The organism is Paenibacillus antri, assembly GCF_005765165.1.
GTDB lineage: Bacteria > Bacillota > Bacilli > Paenibacillales > YIM-B00363 > Paenibacillus_AE > Paenibacillus_AE antri.
This window is the reverse complement of the sequence record NZ_VCIW01000011.1, coordinates 144476-158639: the sequence shown is the minus strand read 5'-3', so window position 1 is coordinate 158639 and position 14164 is coordinate 144476. Positions and strand designations below refer to the sequence as shown.

Genomic DNA, 14164 nt, shown 5'->3' with positions numbered 1-14164 from the left:
GAAATCGTTTTCCTTTACCATCCAATGTACCATAATCGGACGAGCGGAGGAACGACTTCTTCTCGCGCGTTCACTGCGACAGGACGGGCACGGCGCCGGCGGCCATCTCCTCGAGCGTCAGGTCGTACGTATGCGCGGACAAGGCGGCGGGGCGGCCGACGTACCGCAGATGCCACGGCTCGTACGCATAACCCGTGACGTCCTCTTTATCGCTCGGATACCGGATGACGAAGCCGTATAGATGGGCATGACGAACGAGCCAGCGGCCTTCGTCCGTGTCGGCGAACGCGGGGACGAGCTTATAATCGACGCTCGCCGAGGAGACGTCGAGCGCGAGGCCGGTCTGATGCTCGCTCGTGCCGGGCAAGGCGCTGTACCGCGCGGCATGAGCTTCGCCCTTCGTGCGTACATTAAAGGAGTAGAGCGCTTTCTGCGTCTCGTACGAACGGTAACCGGACACGCCGTACAGCTGCAGCCCGTCTTCCTCGGCCGCTTCGAACAGCTTCTCGATTTCCCCCGCGGCGATTTCGCGGAGGAGACGCTTCTCGTGTTCGCCCTCGAAGACGAACGGAATGTCGGGCGCGACGAGATCGGACGGGATGTAGCCCGCCGGGAGCGGATGCTCCTTATTGACGACGACGGCGAGCTCGCCGGCGGTCCGTTCGTCGGCGTACGGCAGACGTTCGGCGCCGGCGTCGGCCGGAATCGCGGAAAGTTGCTCCGCCTGTGGCGGGGCCGGCGGCACCGGACCGGGCGAGAGACGGATCAGCGAGTCTTCCGCGGCGCGATACAGGACGAACAGGAAGAGCGGCGCGATCGCAAGGACGAGCAGTCGATGAAGGCGGCGACGGCGAGGAAACATAACGAATCCCTCCTTCGGAACGGAAGCGGACGAAGCGCTTCTACCGCTAATGTATGCCGCTTGTCCGTATGTTAGAATGATGACACGTACGCCCGAGGGTAGGGCGGAACGACAAGGGGACTGCTGCAATCATGCGTTATTGGAAAACGATTCTCTCCCTCGCGCTGCCGTCGATTCTCTCGTTCGCGACGATGACGGCGTCGGGCACGATCAACCTCATATTGGTCGGCAAGATGGGCGCGCTCGTCATCGCGATCGTCGGCGTGTGCAATATCATTATGTACAATGCTTGGGCTTTGTTTTCCGGGCTCGGGCACACGATCAATTATTTAGTGGCGCAGAGCTACGGCGCCGAACGGATGGACCAGGGCGTTATGCGAACGTACATCGCGCTGCTCGTTTCAGCCGTCATGGGGGCGGCGGTGTTCGTCGTCGGCTTGTTCGCGTCGGGGCCGATTCTCGCGATGATGGGCGGGGACGCGGCGTTCGTGGCGGAGGGAACGCCGTATTTGCGGCTGCGGTTCGCGGCGATGGCGTTCTCGATTCCGATCTTCGTCTTTCACGGCTTCCTGCGCGGCGTCGGCGACACCCGTACCCCGATGATCCTTACGATTCTAGGGAACGCGGTGATGGTCGTCCTGACCTACGGCCTTGCGTTCGGCGAGTTCGGCTTGCCGACCCTCGGCCTCGCCGGCGCGGGCTGGGGCATGGTCGCGGGCGAGGCGGTCGGCCTGCTCGGTTGCCTATACGTATATTACGTCCGCATGGCGGGACGCTTCGGCACGCGGCGCCGGGTGCGGCCATCGCTGTCCGAGACGAAGCTCATCGCGGCGGAGAGCGGCAAGCTCGGCTTGCAGGAATTCGCGATGAGCGTCTCGATGCTCGTCTTCACCCGGTTCGTCATGGAGCTCGGCACGACGGCGGTCGCGGCGAACGAGGTCGCGCTGAACGTCATGTCGTTCGGCTTCATGCCGGCGTTCGCGTTCGGGGCGACGGCGACGATCCTCGTCGGCCAGGAGATCGGCCGGGGGGCGCCCGAGCTCGCCCGCAAGCTCGGCACGCACACCGCGCTGCTCGGCAGCTTGTTCCTGCTTGCGCTCGGCGCCGTTGAATTCGCGTTCGCCGAGTCGATCGCGCGCTGGTATACCGACGATCCCGAGGTATATCGCTTGACGGCGCATCTGATTCAGGTCGCGGCGTTCCTGCAGCTGTTCGACGGGTTCTACAACTTCTTCGGCGGCGGTCTTCGGGGCATCGGGGACACCGCGTATTTGCTGAAGGCGTCCGTCGCGCTCAACTGGCTGCTGTTCCTGCCGGTCGCGTATTTGGCGGTGTTCGTCTTCGAGTGGGGCAGCTACGGGGCATGGGTATCGTTATATCTGTATATGACCGCGTTCGGCCTTGCGCTGATGCTTCGGTATTACCGTACCGACTGGTCGCAAATTCGGCTCAAGGAAACGGCTGGAAGCCCGTCAAATTAAGGTTGCAAGCGTCTGAACAGTGGTTTATAATCTTGAATCATATTTGCATAAATATGCGATGGACATTCGGGAGGGAGAAACATATGAAGCTTACACAGAGAAAGAACAACACTTCTTGGTTCATATTGGCGATGGTATTGATGCTTGCGGTATTCGTGAGCGCCTGCGGCGGAGGCAATGCGACGGGAGACGGCTCGCAAGGCGCCGGCGGCGTGGAAGAGCCGCCGGTAGAGACGCCTGCGGAGCAGCCGTCCGGCGAAACGGCGAACGCGCTCGAGGCGATCAAGGCGTCCGGCCAGCTGCGCGTCGGCACGAGCGCGGACTATCCGCCGTACGAGTTCCATGCGATCGTCGACGGGAAAGATCAGATCATCGGCTTCGACATCGAGATTATTAAAGAAGTCGCTAAGGATCTCGGCGTCGAGCTCTCGTTGACGGATATGGGCTTCGACGGTCTGCTCACGGCGCTGCAGTCCGGCAACCTCGACATGGTCATCTCCGGCATGACGCCGACGCCGGAGCGCGCGGAAGCGGTCGACTTCTCCGACGTCTACTACGTGGCGATTCAGAAGGTCATCGTTCGCGCCGAAGACAAGGCGACCTATACGAGTGTAGAATCGCTCGCGGGCAAGAAGGTCGGCGCGCAGCTCGGCGCCATCCAAGAAGGCATCGTCACGGATCAGATGCCGCAATCGGAGCTTCGCGCGCTGTCGAAGCTGCCGGACCTCGTGCTCGATCTGAAGTCGGGCAACGTCGAGGCGCTCGTCGTGGAGGAGCCGGTCGCGAACGCGTACATCGCGGCGAACCCGGAGCTCGTTCTGGCCGACATCCAGCTCGAGCAGGACGAAGCGGGCTCCGCGATCGCGATGCCGAAGGGTTCCGCGGCGCTCGTCGAAGCGGTGAACGCGACGCTGAAGCGTCTCGCGGACGAAGGAAAGATCGACCAGTTCGTCACGGACGCGACGAACGCGATGGAAAATACTGCGGAATAAGCGTTAGGGCAGGGGACAGCGGTTGACCCGTTTGTCTCCTTTTCCGTTTCAAGAGGAGGAGTGCCGACATGGCGCAACAGAAGAGCGTCTGGGAATGGATCGCCGATATTTACTCGAAGTACCATACCTTTTATTTCGATGGACTGAAGTACACGGTCCTGCTGGGCGTCGTCAGCATTATTTTCGGCGTATTGTTAGGGGTCCTTGTAGCGCTCCTGCGCTTGTCCCGCATCGCCCCGCTGCGCTGGATCGCCGTCGCATACATCGATTTCTTGCGTTCGACGCCCGCGATCGTACAGGTGTCGCTCATTTACTTCGGCGGCACGCAATTGTTTCCGACCATTCCCGATATGCTTGGACTGCCGTCGGTTTTCTTCTACGGGGTCATCGCCTTGTCGATCAACTCCTCCGCTTATGTCGCGGAAATTATGCGCGCAGGCATCTTATCGGTGGATAAAGGCCAGATGGAAGCCGCGCGATCGCTCGGCATGCCGCACGGGTTGGCGATGCGGAACATTATCCTGCCGCAGGCGGTCAAGAATATCATCCCGGCGCTCGGCAACGAATTCGTCGTCGTCGTGAAGGAAACCGCCGTCGTCTCGACGATCGGGGTCGGCGAGCTGATGTACAAGGCCGGCGTCATTCGCGGGATTACGTTCCGCGGGCTGGAACCGTACATCATCGTCATGATATTTTATTTCGTGGTCGTCTTTACGCTGTCGAAGCTGGTCGGGCTGCTCGAGAGGAGGATGAGGGCCAGTGATTAACGTAATGGGGTTAACCAAGACGTTCGGGAAGACGCAGGTGCTCAAGGGGATCGACACGTCGATCGCCAAAGGCGAAGTCGTCGTCGTCATCGGACCGAGCGGCTCGGGCAAGAGTACGTTCCTGCGCTGCCTCAACCTGCTCGAGACGCCGACGTCGGGCGAGATCGTCTTCGACGGTCTGCCGCTGACCGGCAAGAAGACGGACATCAACAAGCTGCGGGAGCGGATGGGCATGGTGTTCCAACAATTCAATCTGTTCCCGCATCTGCGCGTCATCGACAACATTACGATCGCGCCGAAGAAGCTGAAGGGCACGACGGATGCCGAAGCGCGCGCCCTCGCGATGCGGCTGCTCGAGCGGATCGGCCTGCAGCATAAGGCGGACGCGTATCCGTCGCAGCTGTCCGGCGGACAGAAGCAACGCATCGCCATCGCCCGGGCGCTCGCCATGCAGCCGGCCGTCATGCTGTTCGACGAGCCGACGTCGGCGCTCGATCCCGAGATGGTCGGCGAGGTGCTCGACGTCATGCGGGAGCTGGCGCGGGAAGGCATGACGATGGTCGTCGTGACGCACGAGATGGGCTTCGCCCGCGAGGTAGGCGACCGCGTCGTGTTCATGGACGGCGGGCGCATCGTCGAGGAAGCGGAGCCGGCGTCGTTGTTCGCGACGCCGCAGCATCCGCGGACGAAGGAGTTCTTAAGCAAAGTGTTATAACATCGACGAGGCCGATCCCCGAGGGATCGGTTTCTTTTTTTTTAGTCGGGGGCTCTCGACAAAAAAAGAAGCAGAGAGCGGACTCTCTGCTTCAATATTGTATGCGGTCGCTTGGCTGAAAGGTTAGGCTTCTGTACTTTGGACGGCATGTTCCCAGCTCGGAAAGTAGTACAGCGCATTGCGCAGCAACTGCGGGTGGCTCTGCTTCAGCTTCTTCTTGTTCAGCGAATCGCCGGTTCGGCGAAGCCGCCGAATTTCCTCGAGCACATCCACTACGCTCATGTCGGCGTCCATCGTTTCACCTGCCTTCGTGGGAATTGTTGGTACATCTGGAGTATTCCCATCGGTCCGAAAAATAGTCTGACGATTCGAAATTATAACTTACTTCGGGTGTCAGGCCGCTCACCGGCGGCGTACGTTCAGAGCAGCCGCTCCATGAAAATCGTTCGCTTCGCCGCGTCCCAATGGACGGTCCACCCGGTTAACGTCGCCATGGCGCGGAGCGGAATCATGACGGTGCCGTCCCGATTGCGGGAGGCGACCCCGAGCGACAAGGCTTCCCCGTCCAGCGTCGCTTCCGGCGTCCCCGGCCGGTGGACGATGACGCGGTCCCCGACGGTCGAGGTGACGAGGCCGGTCTCGGCGTCCCAATGCACGATGCCGCCGAGCAGCTCGAAGCCCTGTCTCAGCGGGATGTACGTCACGCCTTGGTACAGGAACAGCGGCTTCTGGAGAGGGAACTGTTGGCCATTGACGGAGAGGGAGGCGTCGAACGGGGCCAGCACTTCGTAATGGTGCTTGACGGCCAACTCCTCGAACGTCATCTCGGAAGAAGTCACGACGACCTTCGTGCCGACGTCGAGCTGCTCGAACAGCCATTCGATGTCATCGTTATACATCCGAATACAGCCGGCGCTTACATATTTGCCGATCGATTTCTCGTTATTGTTGCCGTGAATCGCATACGTCGTGCCGACCGTATTCCCGACATGCAAGCCGAGCCAGCGCTTCCCGAGCGGGTTGGCCGGGTCGCCGCCCGGTATCTTCTCCTTGTAATAGGGGCGATTCTTAATTTTGTTGACGATCGGGAACGTCCCTTCGGGGGTCAGCTCCTCGGTTTTCCCCGTGGCGACGGGGAAGATGCGCACGAGTTCGCCGTCCTTGAAATACGCCAGCTCGTTTATCGATTTATTGACGATCAGCAGGGAGTCGACCTCCGTTTCGGCGGCGGCCGATGCGGGGAACGTCCACCCGAGCAGAACTAACGTAACCGCCGTCAGCAGCGCTGCCGCCAGACGTCTTTGCAAAGCGAGGGAAACCACCACTACACCTCCATATATTGTAAGCTCACGTTGCTATCCAATATATGGAAGGTGGTTTGTACATATGCCAACAATCCGCGGACGCCCGTTTCTATTCCGCGGAACCGAAAACCGGTCGTTTCGGGACGGAGTTGGAGTTGGAGTTTAAACATTTTCGTCGGAAAAAAAAAGGAGAATCTTTCAAAGCCAAAGAATCATTCAAGTAGTCGCCGGAACGGCGGAGACGATGGATCGGACTTCCGATAGGGGGATGGGACATGCTTGGCTTCGAGAGTCTCCTACTAGACTTCTTGTTTATTATCGTCAGCGTCTTCGCGTGTTCCTTCTTCTGGGTGGACCAAGGCAAGTGGTCCCCGTTCGGCGTAGGCGTCTTCTGCGCCGCGGGCGTGTTGTTCTGCATGACGTTCCCGTTCACCGAATTTCCAGGGTATATCTACGACCTCCGGATCGTTCCCCTGTTGATTTCGATCCTGTACGGCGGCGTGCGCACGGGCGTCTGGGTTGCCGTTGCGTTATTCGCCTACCGCCTCTACCTCGGAGGGGACGGCATAGAAGCGACTCTGTTTTCCTATATCCCCATTGTTCTCCTAACGATAGCATGCCTCTATATCATGAAGCGCACTTCACGGGAAATCACCGTTACCGTCGGCGTGCTGCTCGCGTTCGCCGCCGCCGTTACCGTATCCTTGGTCAGCTTACTCAAGATGAATGCGAACGAACCGAGTTATTTCTATTTCTTCGCGGTCTATTGTTTGTTGGTTACGGGCTGCATGTGGATGTCGACGTACCTGATCGAGACGTTGCGAGACAACGCTCGGATGCGCAGCGAATTGCAGCGATCGGAGAAGATGCATGTGCTCGGGCAGCTGGCGGCCACGATCGCCCATGAAATTCGCAATCCGCTGACGGTGACCCACGGATTCATTCAACTGTTGCGGTCCCGATCGAAGAACGAAACGGATTTGAACTATTTGACTATGGCGTTGGAGGAGCTGAGGCGGACCGAGACGATCATCTCCGACTACCTGACGTACTCCAAGCCGCACACGGAACCTATGGGATCGATGAACGTGAAGGAGCAGATTCACAACGTCGCGAGCATGATGGAAGCGTACGTCGTTTCCCACGGCCACGCGATGGTCGTTCAAGCGGAGGATGCATTGTATGTGCTCGCCGAACCGAAGACGTTCGCCCAAGCGCTCATTCATTTCATCAAGAACGCCGTCGAAGCGATGAACCCCGGCGGCAGGTTGGCCATCACCGCCTACAAGCACAAAGATCAAGTGGTGATCCAACTGGAGGACAACGGCTGCGGCATGTCGGAGGAGCAGATCCGCCGCCTGGGAAATCCCTTCTATTCGACGAAGGAGCGGGGGACGGGCTTGGGTTTGATGGTAAGCTACCGCATTATCGAGGCGATGAGAGGGAATGTAAGCGTGCGGAGCGAGATCGGCAAGGGCACCGCGTTTACGATAACGCTTCCTTCGACTAGTTACGAGTAGGTGCGGAGAATGCGGGTGACGTTACGCGTCCGATATCGCGATTCGCGAGAAACGAAGGGACGGGGGAGTCGGAATGAGAGTTCGTTGGGCGGGGGCGATGAGCCTCTTGGGCGGCGTTTATTTTATGTTTGCCGGCATCGTCTTCGCAGTGACCCATGGAAGTACGACCTATAACCGCAACGATCCATGGTTGGGTCTTAGCGCGGTCGAGCTCAGCCAATTCATGTTCCTGTCGCCGCTCTTCTTCTTCATCGCGTTGTTAGGCTATGAAGAAAGCTTCGGGAAGGTCGGCAGAATGGGCCGCGTCGGCCTTCGGGCGGCCCAAGGGAGTTGTTTGTTGCAGGCGGTTTCGTATGTACTGCAAACGAACGTCGTCGATCCGCTGACGGAATGGAGATCGCCGGTCGTCATCGGCGGATGGATGCTCTTCTTGCTGACGGTGCTGTCGTTCGCCGTCGGTATGTTTCTGTGGGGGGCGGCGCTCGCCGTCCGCCGCGCCCTCCCGAGGGCGGAAGCGTTGTTGTTTTCGGGGATCGGCGTCTGTTCCTTGGGCGCATTATTGTTGGAATTTTGGATTAGCGAAACTTCGGACGGCAGCCTGATGTGGGAGATCGCCATCGGCGCGAAAAACGTGCCGCTCGCTCTATGCTGGATGGGATTAGGCGTTGCGTTGTTGTCAAGGACGGGGCGAAAAAGCGATGGATTCGGGGGTGTGAAGGCGTAGAGAAACCGATGAGAACCGTTTATGGAGCATCGGGTCGCGCCGAACGCGTATACTATGGAAGTTCGCCTACCCCCTTCAAGAAAGGCTGCTTCCGATGAAATGGATCGTTCGAACGCTGTTCTTTCTCTTCGGCATCTTCTGCATGGCTTTCGGTATCGCGCTCATTATCAAAGCGGGTCTCGGCGCAAGCGCTTGGGATACTCTCTTCGTCGCGCTTAGCCAAACGACGGGGCTTACCGTCGGGACCTGCGTGTTTATCGTTCAGGGCGTCTTGTTGTTCCTGAACGCCGCGCTCGTCAGGCGCCCGCCCGAATGGCTTTCCCTGGGAACCGTCTTCGTCAACAGCGTCGCAATCGACGTTTCGCTGCTGGTCTTTCTCGAGCATTTCGCGCCGAGCGGCCTTGTCTCTTATGTATCGCTCGGGATCGGCATCGCGTGCATGGCGGCGGGGGTCGCCGTCTACGTTCCCAGCGGTTTCCCGAAAAGCCAAATCGACGGCTTGATGCTCGCCCTTCACGCTCGGTTCAGGCTCGGTCTCGGCGCCTCGCGCATCGCCGGCGAGGTCGCCGCGCTCGGCATCGCTCTTCTTCTCGGCGGCTTGATCGGCATCGGGACGCTCGTCGCGACGATGCTCGTCGGCCCGCTGATACAGGCGTTCATGCCGTTCGGGAAGAAGGCGCTCGCTCGGTTCGAAGCGATTCGGGAAGCAAATCATTCATAAGTCAGGCAGTTATTGGAAATAGTATGCGGAGACATCCAGGCGCGGGAGAAGAAGCTTATGCCACATCGGAAGATCCAGTCCGCAAACTTGAAGCCTCGCTATTCCAAAGGGAAAATATCCGTATTCGGCATTAACTCGGTGTATCCCCGCACGCCTTGGATCGCAGCCTGGTGGTCGGCCGCATTCCCCGGATTCGGGCACATGTTTATAGGTAAGTACCTGCACGGCTTCGTGTTGATCTTCTGGGAGCTCGTGGTCAATAGCCAGTCCAATTTAAATACGGGAATCGCCTTATCTTTCCTTGGAAGGTTCGAGGAGGCCAAGGCTCAAATCGATCAGGACTGGGGCTTGCTTTATGTGGCCGTTTATGTGTACAGCATCTGGGACAGTTACCGTTGCGCGGTCGAGATAAAGAAGAGTCACGTTCTTGCCGAAGCGGAAGACGCGCCGGTCCCGCCTTCGGACGTCAGCTTTTTCGATGTCGTTATCCTTGACAAGAAAATTCCGTGGGCGGGAGCGGTCTGGTCGATGTTAACCCCCGGCTTGGGGCAATTATACAGCGGCAGTACGATCGTCGGCACCTTCGTGTTGGCCTGGTGGATCTTTATTTGCTATAAGGCCGAGGCCGTTCGCGTCTACCTCTATTCGTTGCAAGGGAATTTTGCCGGCGCGGCCGCCATTGTGGATTGGCAGTGGTTCCTATTTTTGCCTTCCATGTACGCTTTCGCAGTCTATCATGCCTACACATCGGTGAATGAAAACAATACGTTATTCGATATCGAACAAATCCGATACCTTAGAATGAGGGCTGCAAACTTGGGACAGCAACATACTCACGAAAACAACGCAGTGCAAATCGTCGCCACGTTCGAACATTCGCCCTTCGTAGAGATGGCGATCCACGATCTTGAAAAGTTGGGCGTTCCATCGCGACAGATCGTTGCCCTGCCTATGGAAAACCTGGATTCCCATACGCATATCGTCGACTCCATTCATCGGGTCGACGGCAGAAGCATTCTGGACGGAGCCATGATGGGCGGAACGATCTTCGCGGTACTAGGCGTGATTTACGGCTTCGTGTGGCACTGGGGACCGGTCATTTGGGGGTTGCTTGGCTTAGGAGGCGGGTTCCTCTTGGGACTGCTCATCGAATTAGCGGTTAATAAAAAGAAGCTTAAGCTGTTTCCGACCCGGAAAAGCGAGGTTATGGTGGAGGTAACCTGCGACGCTTCTCAGCAGAAGCAGTTGATTCAAGTTTTGAAATCGCGGAAGGCGAACGGCTTCGTCATTATGCCTCGGTAGTCGTTCATGCGGAAGAGAGCCGCCGATCGCCAACGGATCAGGCGGCTCCCTCCTTATATAAACCTTCTATGATGCTTCTTGCCGTCGTAGGTGAACACGATCTTCTTATCCTCGACGATCGTCTCGAGATGCACCGTGCGGCCCCAAAGCTGATTCACGTAGGGGAGCGTGCGCTCCATGTACTTGATGTCGAGCTCGACGCCGTCGTACTCATGCTTCAAATACAGCTCGCCGTTCTGGATGTAGTCGCCGTCGAGGACGCGGATGACGGGGAAGCCGCCGTTGACGCGCGAAGCGACGAGCTGGTCGCGCACGCGCTCCCACGTCTTATCCGTGATGAGCCATTCCTGTCCGCGTTTCTCGAACACGTACAAGTCGAGGTCCTCCACGAGCTCCTTCGTCAGATAGTTGCGCAGGAACGATTGGTCGGAATTCAGCTCCCGCACCTCGAACATGTAGTCGCGGCCGAACCGTTTCTCGATGTCCTCGAAAATCTTGTATCCCAAGTAATACGGGTTCAGCTGGTGGCGCGACGGCACGACGACGGAGGAGTTCAGCTTGGAATATTCGATCGTCTCCTCCGGCGTTAGGTCGAGCTCCCGCAGAATGCGCGTGTGCCAGTAGGACGCCCAGCCTTCGTTCATGATCTTCGTCTCGATCTGCGGCCAGAAGTACAGCATCTCCTCGCGCATAACCGTTAAGATGTCGCGCTGCCACGCCGGCATGCCGCGCGCGTACTGCTCGATAAACCAGAGAATGTCTTTCTCCGGCTCGACGGGGAAACGCGTCTTCTCCGGTTCGGCTTCGGCCGCGGCGGCGGCGCGCGCCTCCTCGTCGAGCTCCCATAGATCGCCGTACGGATCGGGCGCCTCGACCTGCGGCTTCCCGTCCCCCTTGCGCGCCTCCCCGGGCCGAGCCTGCCGCGTCAAGCTCGGGTCGATATGCTCCTGAATGCCGAGTACGGCGTCGAGGAACCGCTCGACCGCTTCGGTGCCGTATTCGATCTCGTAGCCGCGGATGCGTTCGGCCGTCGCGGCCATGCTCTCGACCATGTCGCGGTTCGTGCGGGAGAAGCGAACGTTATTCTTGAAGAAGTCACAGTGTCCGAGCACGTGCGCGACGATCAGCTTGTTTTGAATGAGCGAGTTGCCGTCGAGCAGGAATGCGTAACACGGGTTCGAGTTGATGACGAGCTCGTAAATTTTCGACAATCCCAGGTCGTAGTGCGTCTTCATTCGATGGAAGCTCTTGCCGAAGCTCCAGTGGCTGAACCGCGTCGGCATGCCGTACGCCCCGAACGTATAGATGATGTCGGCGGGACAAATTTCGTATCGCATCGGGTAGAAGTCTAGCCCGAAGTTTCGCGCGATGTCCGTAATTTCCTCGATGGCGGCTTCCAGTTGTTTTTGTTCCTCCGCAAGCATCTGTCGGTTACCCCCCCACGGTCTCCTTTTTACCGAAAAAGTGTCTGAGCGCCTTATGCACTTCGCCCTTTTCCTTAATGATGCTGTACAGAAAGCCGGGCTCGTTAATGTTGCGATACGCGGACATGAGCGTGCTGCTGCGGTTGTATTGGTTCACCTCGCCATAGCCGAACAGGTTGCAGCGCGTGAGCAGCTCGCGGATAAGCTTGACGCAGCGCTCGTTATCGCTCGTCAGATTGTCGCCGTCGGAGAAGTGGAACGGGTAGATGTTGTACTGCGACGGCGGGTACCGCGCGTCGATCAGTTCGATCGCCTTCTGGTACGCGGAGGAACAGATCGTGCCTCCGCTCTCGCCCTTCGTGAAAAATTCCTCTTCGGTCACTTCTCTCGCCTCGGTGTGGTGCGCGATGAACACGATCTCCACGTGCTCGTATTTGCGCCGCAGGAAGCGAGTCATCCAGAAGAAGAAGCTCCGCGCGCAATATTTCTCGAACGATCCCATCGAGCCGCTCGTGTCCATCATGGCGATGATGAGGGCGCTCGATTCGGGCTTTCGAATCGTCTCCCACGTCTTGAAGCGGAGATCGTCGGGCGAGATGCCGCCGAAGCCGTGAACGCCGCGCGTCGCGTTGCGCCTCAGGTTTTCGAGCAGCGTGCGCTTACGGTCGATGTTCGACATCATGCCCTTCTTGCGAACGTCGGTGAAGCGCGTATCCTCGGTCTGCACGATTTGCTTCTCCTTGCGCTTCAGGTCGGGCAGCTCCCAGTCCTCGAACAGGACGTTCTCCAACTCTTCCATGTCGACGTCTGCTTCGTACACGTCCTCGCCGGGCTTGTCGCCGGCGCCTTCGCCTTTGCCCGGCTGCTGCGCGGGCTGCGGGTCGCGGCCGAGCACGTCGCCGACCTGGCTGTCGCCGTCGCCTTGACCGACGTGCTTGCTCTTGCTGAAGTTGTAGCGGAATCGGAACTCGTCGAGGCTCTTGATCGGAACGCGCACTTGCTTGCGTCCGTCCGACAGCACGATGCTCTCGTCCGAGACGATATCCGACAGATTGCGCTTCAACGCGTCCTTCACGCGCTGCTGGTGTCGCGATTGGTCCTCGTACCCTTTGCGATGCAGCGACCAATCCTCCCGGGATACGATAAACAACGGCTCCGTCATAAAGGGTGCACCCCCCATGGTGAATGAAATCGGAAATGGGTCTTGTATTCACTATATGCGGGAGGGACGGGGGGAATGAGTGAGGAATGGCATCCGCGTATTCGAAACGAAAAAAGAGGCCCTCCGCATCGTGCTGCGGCAGGCCTCCGAGTATGTCAATTGGTCGTGATCGACTTTACGGTTTTCTTTAGTTTGAAAATATCGCTGTCGTGCTCCTGCAGGCTCGTCCGAATGTAATCCATGTCTTCTTCGAACTTATCCAGCCGCGGATGAATCTCCTCGATCTTGGCGGACAGCTCGGTGCGAACGCCCTCGATCTTGGCGGACAGCTCGGTGCGAACGCCCTCGATCTTGGCGGACAACTCGGTGCGGACCTCCTCGATCTTTACGTTCACGTAAGCTTTCACGTCTTCGGCGCTCTCGACGATCGCCTGGCGAATCATCGCCATCAATTGCTCGTTGGACACGTACGACATCCTCCCTAATTGAGTTAATCCCTCGCTTTCCGTGTAGGGCTGAACGGATTTTCTTAGGGTTGATTCATTTTACCGCCGATGGGGCGGACGGGCAACGATTTTCGTTTTGCACTATGCAAAGGAGGTAGGCTTGAGCGGAAATCGGTAGGGGAGTGGAAATTGAAAGATAGGAATTCCCATCGGTTGGAATGAGAAGCCCTTCCTATTCGTCGCGGGACAAGCCGGAGGTACAATGGCTGTAACGAAACGGACGAAGAAGAAGGAGTGAAATGATTGGCGAGAATTTTGGTCGTGGACGACGCGGCGTTCATGCGGGTGTTGATCCGAGACGCCTTGGAATCGAGAGGTCACGAGGTGGTCGGGGAGGCGGCGAACGGGGAGGACGCCGTGCGGAAGTTCGCGCTTCTGAAGCCCGACGTCGTCACGATGGATATTACGTTGCGGGAGTCGCACGGCTTCCACGGGCTGCAGCGCATTCGGGCCATCGAGCCCGGGGCTAAGGTGATTATGTGCAGCGCGTTAGGACGGCGCGGGTTGGTCATGGAAGCGATGGCGTCGGGCGCATCGGACTTCCTGATCAAGCCGTTCCACGCGGAGCGGGTCGTGCAGGCGGTGGAGGCGCAGTTATAAAGGAGTCAAGGGCTGTTTCTTAGGCGGCGATCCGCTTGGGAGGCAGCCTATTTTGCTCCGGTGCTTGAGTTTCATCGGCTGCAG

The 14164-nt window shown here is 58.6% G+C and carries 15 protein-coding genes; 9 read left to right on the top strand and 6 right to left on the bottom strand.

Features of this window, described 5'->3' with window-relative positions:
- Nucleotides 1-70: 70 nt before the first annotated feature.
- A complete protein-coding gene (locus FE782_RS17110) occupies nucleotides 71-862 on the bottom strand; it encodes a M15 family metallopeptidase (protein WP_138195457.1) in 792 nt (263 codons plus the stop codon).
- A gap of 131 nt (nucleotides 863-993) precedes the next feature.
- On the opposite strand from FE782_RS17110, the gene FE782_RS17105 reads away from it, so the two are divergent.
- From FE782_RS17105 to FE782_RS17090, 4 genes are all read left to right on the top strand, one after another.
- Nucleotides 994-2343 (top strand): MATE family efflux transporter, encoded by a 1350-nt coding sequence (locus FE782_RS17105; RefSeq protein ID WP_138195456.1) that lies wholly within the window; start codon nucleotides 994-996, stop codon nucleotides 2341-2343.
- An 83-nt stretch (nucleotides 2344-2426) separates the two neighbouring features.
- Complete coding sequence (locus tag FE782_RS17100; RefSeq protein ID WP_138195455.1) at nucleotides 2427-3335, top strand: ABC transporter substrate-binding protein; 909 nt, start codon at nucleotides 2427-2429, stop codon at nucleotides 3333-3335.
- A 68-nt stretch (nucleotides 3336-3403) separates the two neighbouring features.
- Complete coding sequence (locus FE782_RS17095; protein ID WP_138195454.1) at nucleotides 3404-4102, top strand: amino acid ABC transporter permease; 699 nt, start codon at nucleotides 3404-3406, stop codon at nucleotides 4100-4102.
- On the top strand, nucleotides 4095-4817 hold the full coding sequence (locus tag FE782_RS17090) for an amino acid ABC transporter ATP-binding protein (RefSeq protein WP_138195453.1): 723 nt from the start codon (nucleotides 4095-4097) through the stop codon (nucleotides 4815-4817). Before FE782_RS17095 ends, FE782_RS17090 begins: the two co-directional genes overlap by 8 nt.
- Before the next feature lie 123 nt (nucleotides 4818-4940).
- Here the strand turns inward: FE782_RS17090 and FE782_RS32510 are convergent, their stop codons facing one another.
- Together FE782_RS32510 and FE782_RS32325 are read right to left on the bottom strand one after the other, a co-directional pair.
- The gene (locus FE782_RS32510; protein WP_162388360.1) at nucleotides 4941-5099 is read right to left on the bottom strand and encodes a hypothetical protein; all 159 of its coding nucleotides are present in this window, start codon (nucleotides 5097-5099) and stop codon (nucleotides 4941-4943) included.
- Nucleotides 5100-5236: 137 nt separating this feature from the next.
- Nucleotides 5237-6124 (bottom strand): L,D-transpeptidase family protein, encoded by an 888-nt coding sequence (locus tag FE782_RS32325; protein WP_158299426.1) that lies wholly within the window; start codon nucleotides 6122-6124, stop codon nucleotides 5237-5239.
- Between the two features lie 272 nt (nucleotides 6125-6396).
- Here FE782_RS32325 and FE782_RS17080 point away from each other — a divergent pair, with 272 nt between their 5' ends.
- From FE782_RS17080 to FE782_RS17065, 4 genes are all read left to right on the top strand, one after another.
- Complete coding sequence (locus FE782_RS17080; protein ID WP_138195452.1) at nucleotides 6397-7641, top strand: ATP-binding protein; 1245 nt, start codon at nucleotides 6397-6399, stop codon at nucleotides 7639-7641.
- 73 nt (nucleotides 7642-7714) lie between these two features.
- Nucleotides 7715-8365, top strand: coding sequence for a hypothetical protein (locus FE782_RS17075; RefSeq protein WP_138195451.1), 651 nt, complete (start codon nucleotides 7715-7717; stop codon nucleotides 8363-8365).
- Nucleotides 8366-8459: 94 nt separating this feature from the next.
- Nucleotides 8460-9086: a YczE/YyaS/YitT family protein gene (locus FE782_RS17070; protein ID WP_138195450.1), complete on the top strand. Its 627-nt coding sequence runs from the start codon at nucleotides 8460-8462 to the stop codon at nucleotides 9084-9086.
- Between the two features lie 57 nt (nucleotides 9087-9143).
- A complete protein-coding gene (locus tag FE782_RS17065; protein ID WP_138195449.1) occupies nucleotides 9144-10388 on the top strand; it encodes a hypothetical protein in 1245 nt (414 codons plus the stop codon).
- Between the two features lie 53 nt (nucleotides 10389-10441).
- Here FE782_RS17065 and FE782_RS17060 read toward each other — a convergent pair whose 3' ends face one another.
- The 3 genes from FE782_RS17060 to FE782_RS17050 all read right to left on the bottom strand — a co-directional run bounded on the left by FE782_RS17060 (nucleotide 10442) and on the right by FE782_RS17050 (nucleotide 13441).
- Entirely contained in the window at nucleotides 10442-11812 is a 1371-nt protein-coding gene (locus tag FE782_RS17060) for a SpoVR family protein (protein ID WP_138195448.1), read from the bottom strand.
- 7 nt (nucleotides 11813-11819) lie between these two features.
- Complete coding sequence (gene yhbH / locus FE782_RS17055) at nucleotides 11820-12974, bottom strand: sporulation protein YhbH (RefSeq protein ID WP_138195447.1); 1155 nt, start codon at nucleotides 12972-12974, stop codon at nucleotides 11820-11822.
- A 155-nt stretch (nucleotides 12975-13129) separates the two neighbouring features.
- The gene (locus FE782_RS17050) at nucleotides 13130-13441 is read right to left on the bottom strand and encodes a hypothetical protein (RefSeq protein WP_138195446.1); all 312 of its coding nucleotides are present in this window, start codon (nucleotides 13439-13441) and stop codon (nucleotides 13130-13132) included.
- Nucleotides 13442-13723: 282 nt separating this feature from the next.
- On the opposite strand from FE782_RS17050, the gene FE782_RS17045 reads away from it, so the two are divergent.
- Nucleotides 13724-14080, top strand: a complete 357-nt coding sequence (locus FE782_RS17045) for a response regulator (RefSeq protein ID WP_138195445.1) — start codon at nucleotides 13724-13726, stop codon at nucleotides 14078-14080.
- The last annotated feature ends 84 nt before the right edge of the window (nucleotides 14081-14164 follow it).

Bases quoted from the DNA above. Each gene is read 5' to 3' on its own strand.
- yhbH (WP_138195447.1), bottom strand. From the start codon at position 12,974: ATGACGGAGCCGTTGTTTATCGTATCCCGGGAGGATTGGTCGCTGCAT.
- FE782_RS17065 (WP_138195449.1), top strand. From the start codon at position 9,144: ATGCCACATCGGAAGATCCAGTCCGCAAACTTGAAGCCTCGCTATTCC.
- FE782_RS32510 (WP_162388360.1), bottom strand. From the start codon at position 5,099: ATGAGCGTAGTGGATGTGCTCGAGGAAATTCGGCGGCTTCGCCGAACC.
- FE782_RS17100 (WP_138195455.1), top strand. From the start codon at position 2,427: ATGAAGCTTACACAGAGAAAGAACAACACTTCTTGGTTCATATTGGCG.
- FE782_RS17095 (WP_138195454.1), top strand. From the start codon at position 3,404: ATGGCGCAACAGAAGAGCGTCTGGGAATGGATCGCCGATATTTACTCG.
- FE782_RS17080 (WP_138195452.1), top strand. From the start codon at position 6,397: ATGCTTGGCTTCGAGAGTCTCCTACTAGACTTCTTGTTTATTATCGTC.
- FE782_RS17105 (WP_138195456.1), top strand. From the start codon at position 994: ATGCGTTATTGGAAAACGATTCTCTCCCTCGCGCTGCCGTCGATTCTC.
- FE782_RS17075 (WP_138195451.1), top strand. From the start codon at position 7,715: ATGAGAGTTCGTTGGGCGGGGGCGATGAGCCTCTTGGGCGGCGTTTAT.
- FE782_RS17070 (WP_138195450.1), top strand. From the start codon at position 8,460: ATGAAATGGATCGTTCGAACGCTGTTCTTTCTCTTCGGCATCTTCTGC.
- FE782_RS17110 (WP_138195457.1), bottom strand. From the start codon at position 862: ATGTTTCCTCGCCGTCGCCGCCTTCATCGACTGCTCGTCCTTGCGATC.
- FE782_RS17060 (WP_138195448.1), bottom strand. From the start codon at position 11,812: ATGCTTGCGGAGGAACAAAAACAACTGGAAGCCGCCATCGAGGAAATT.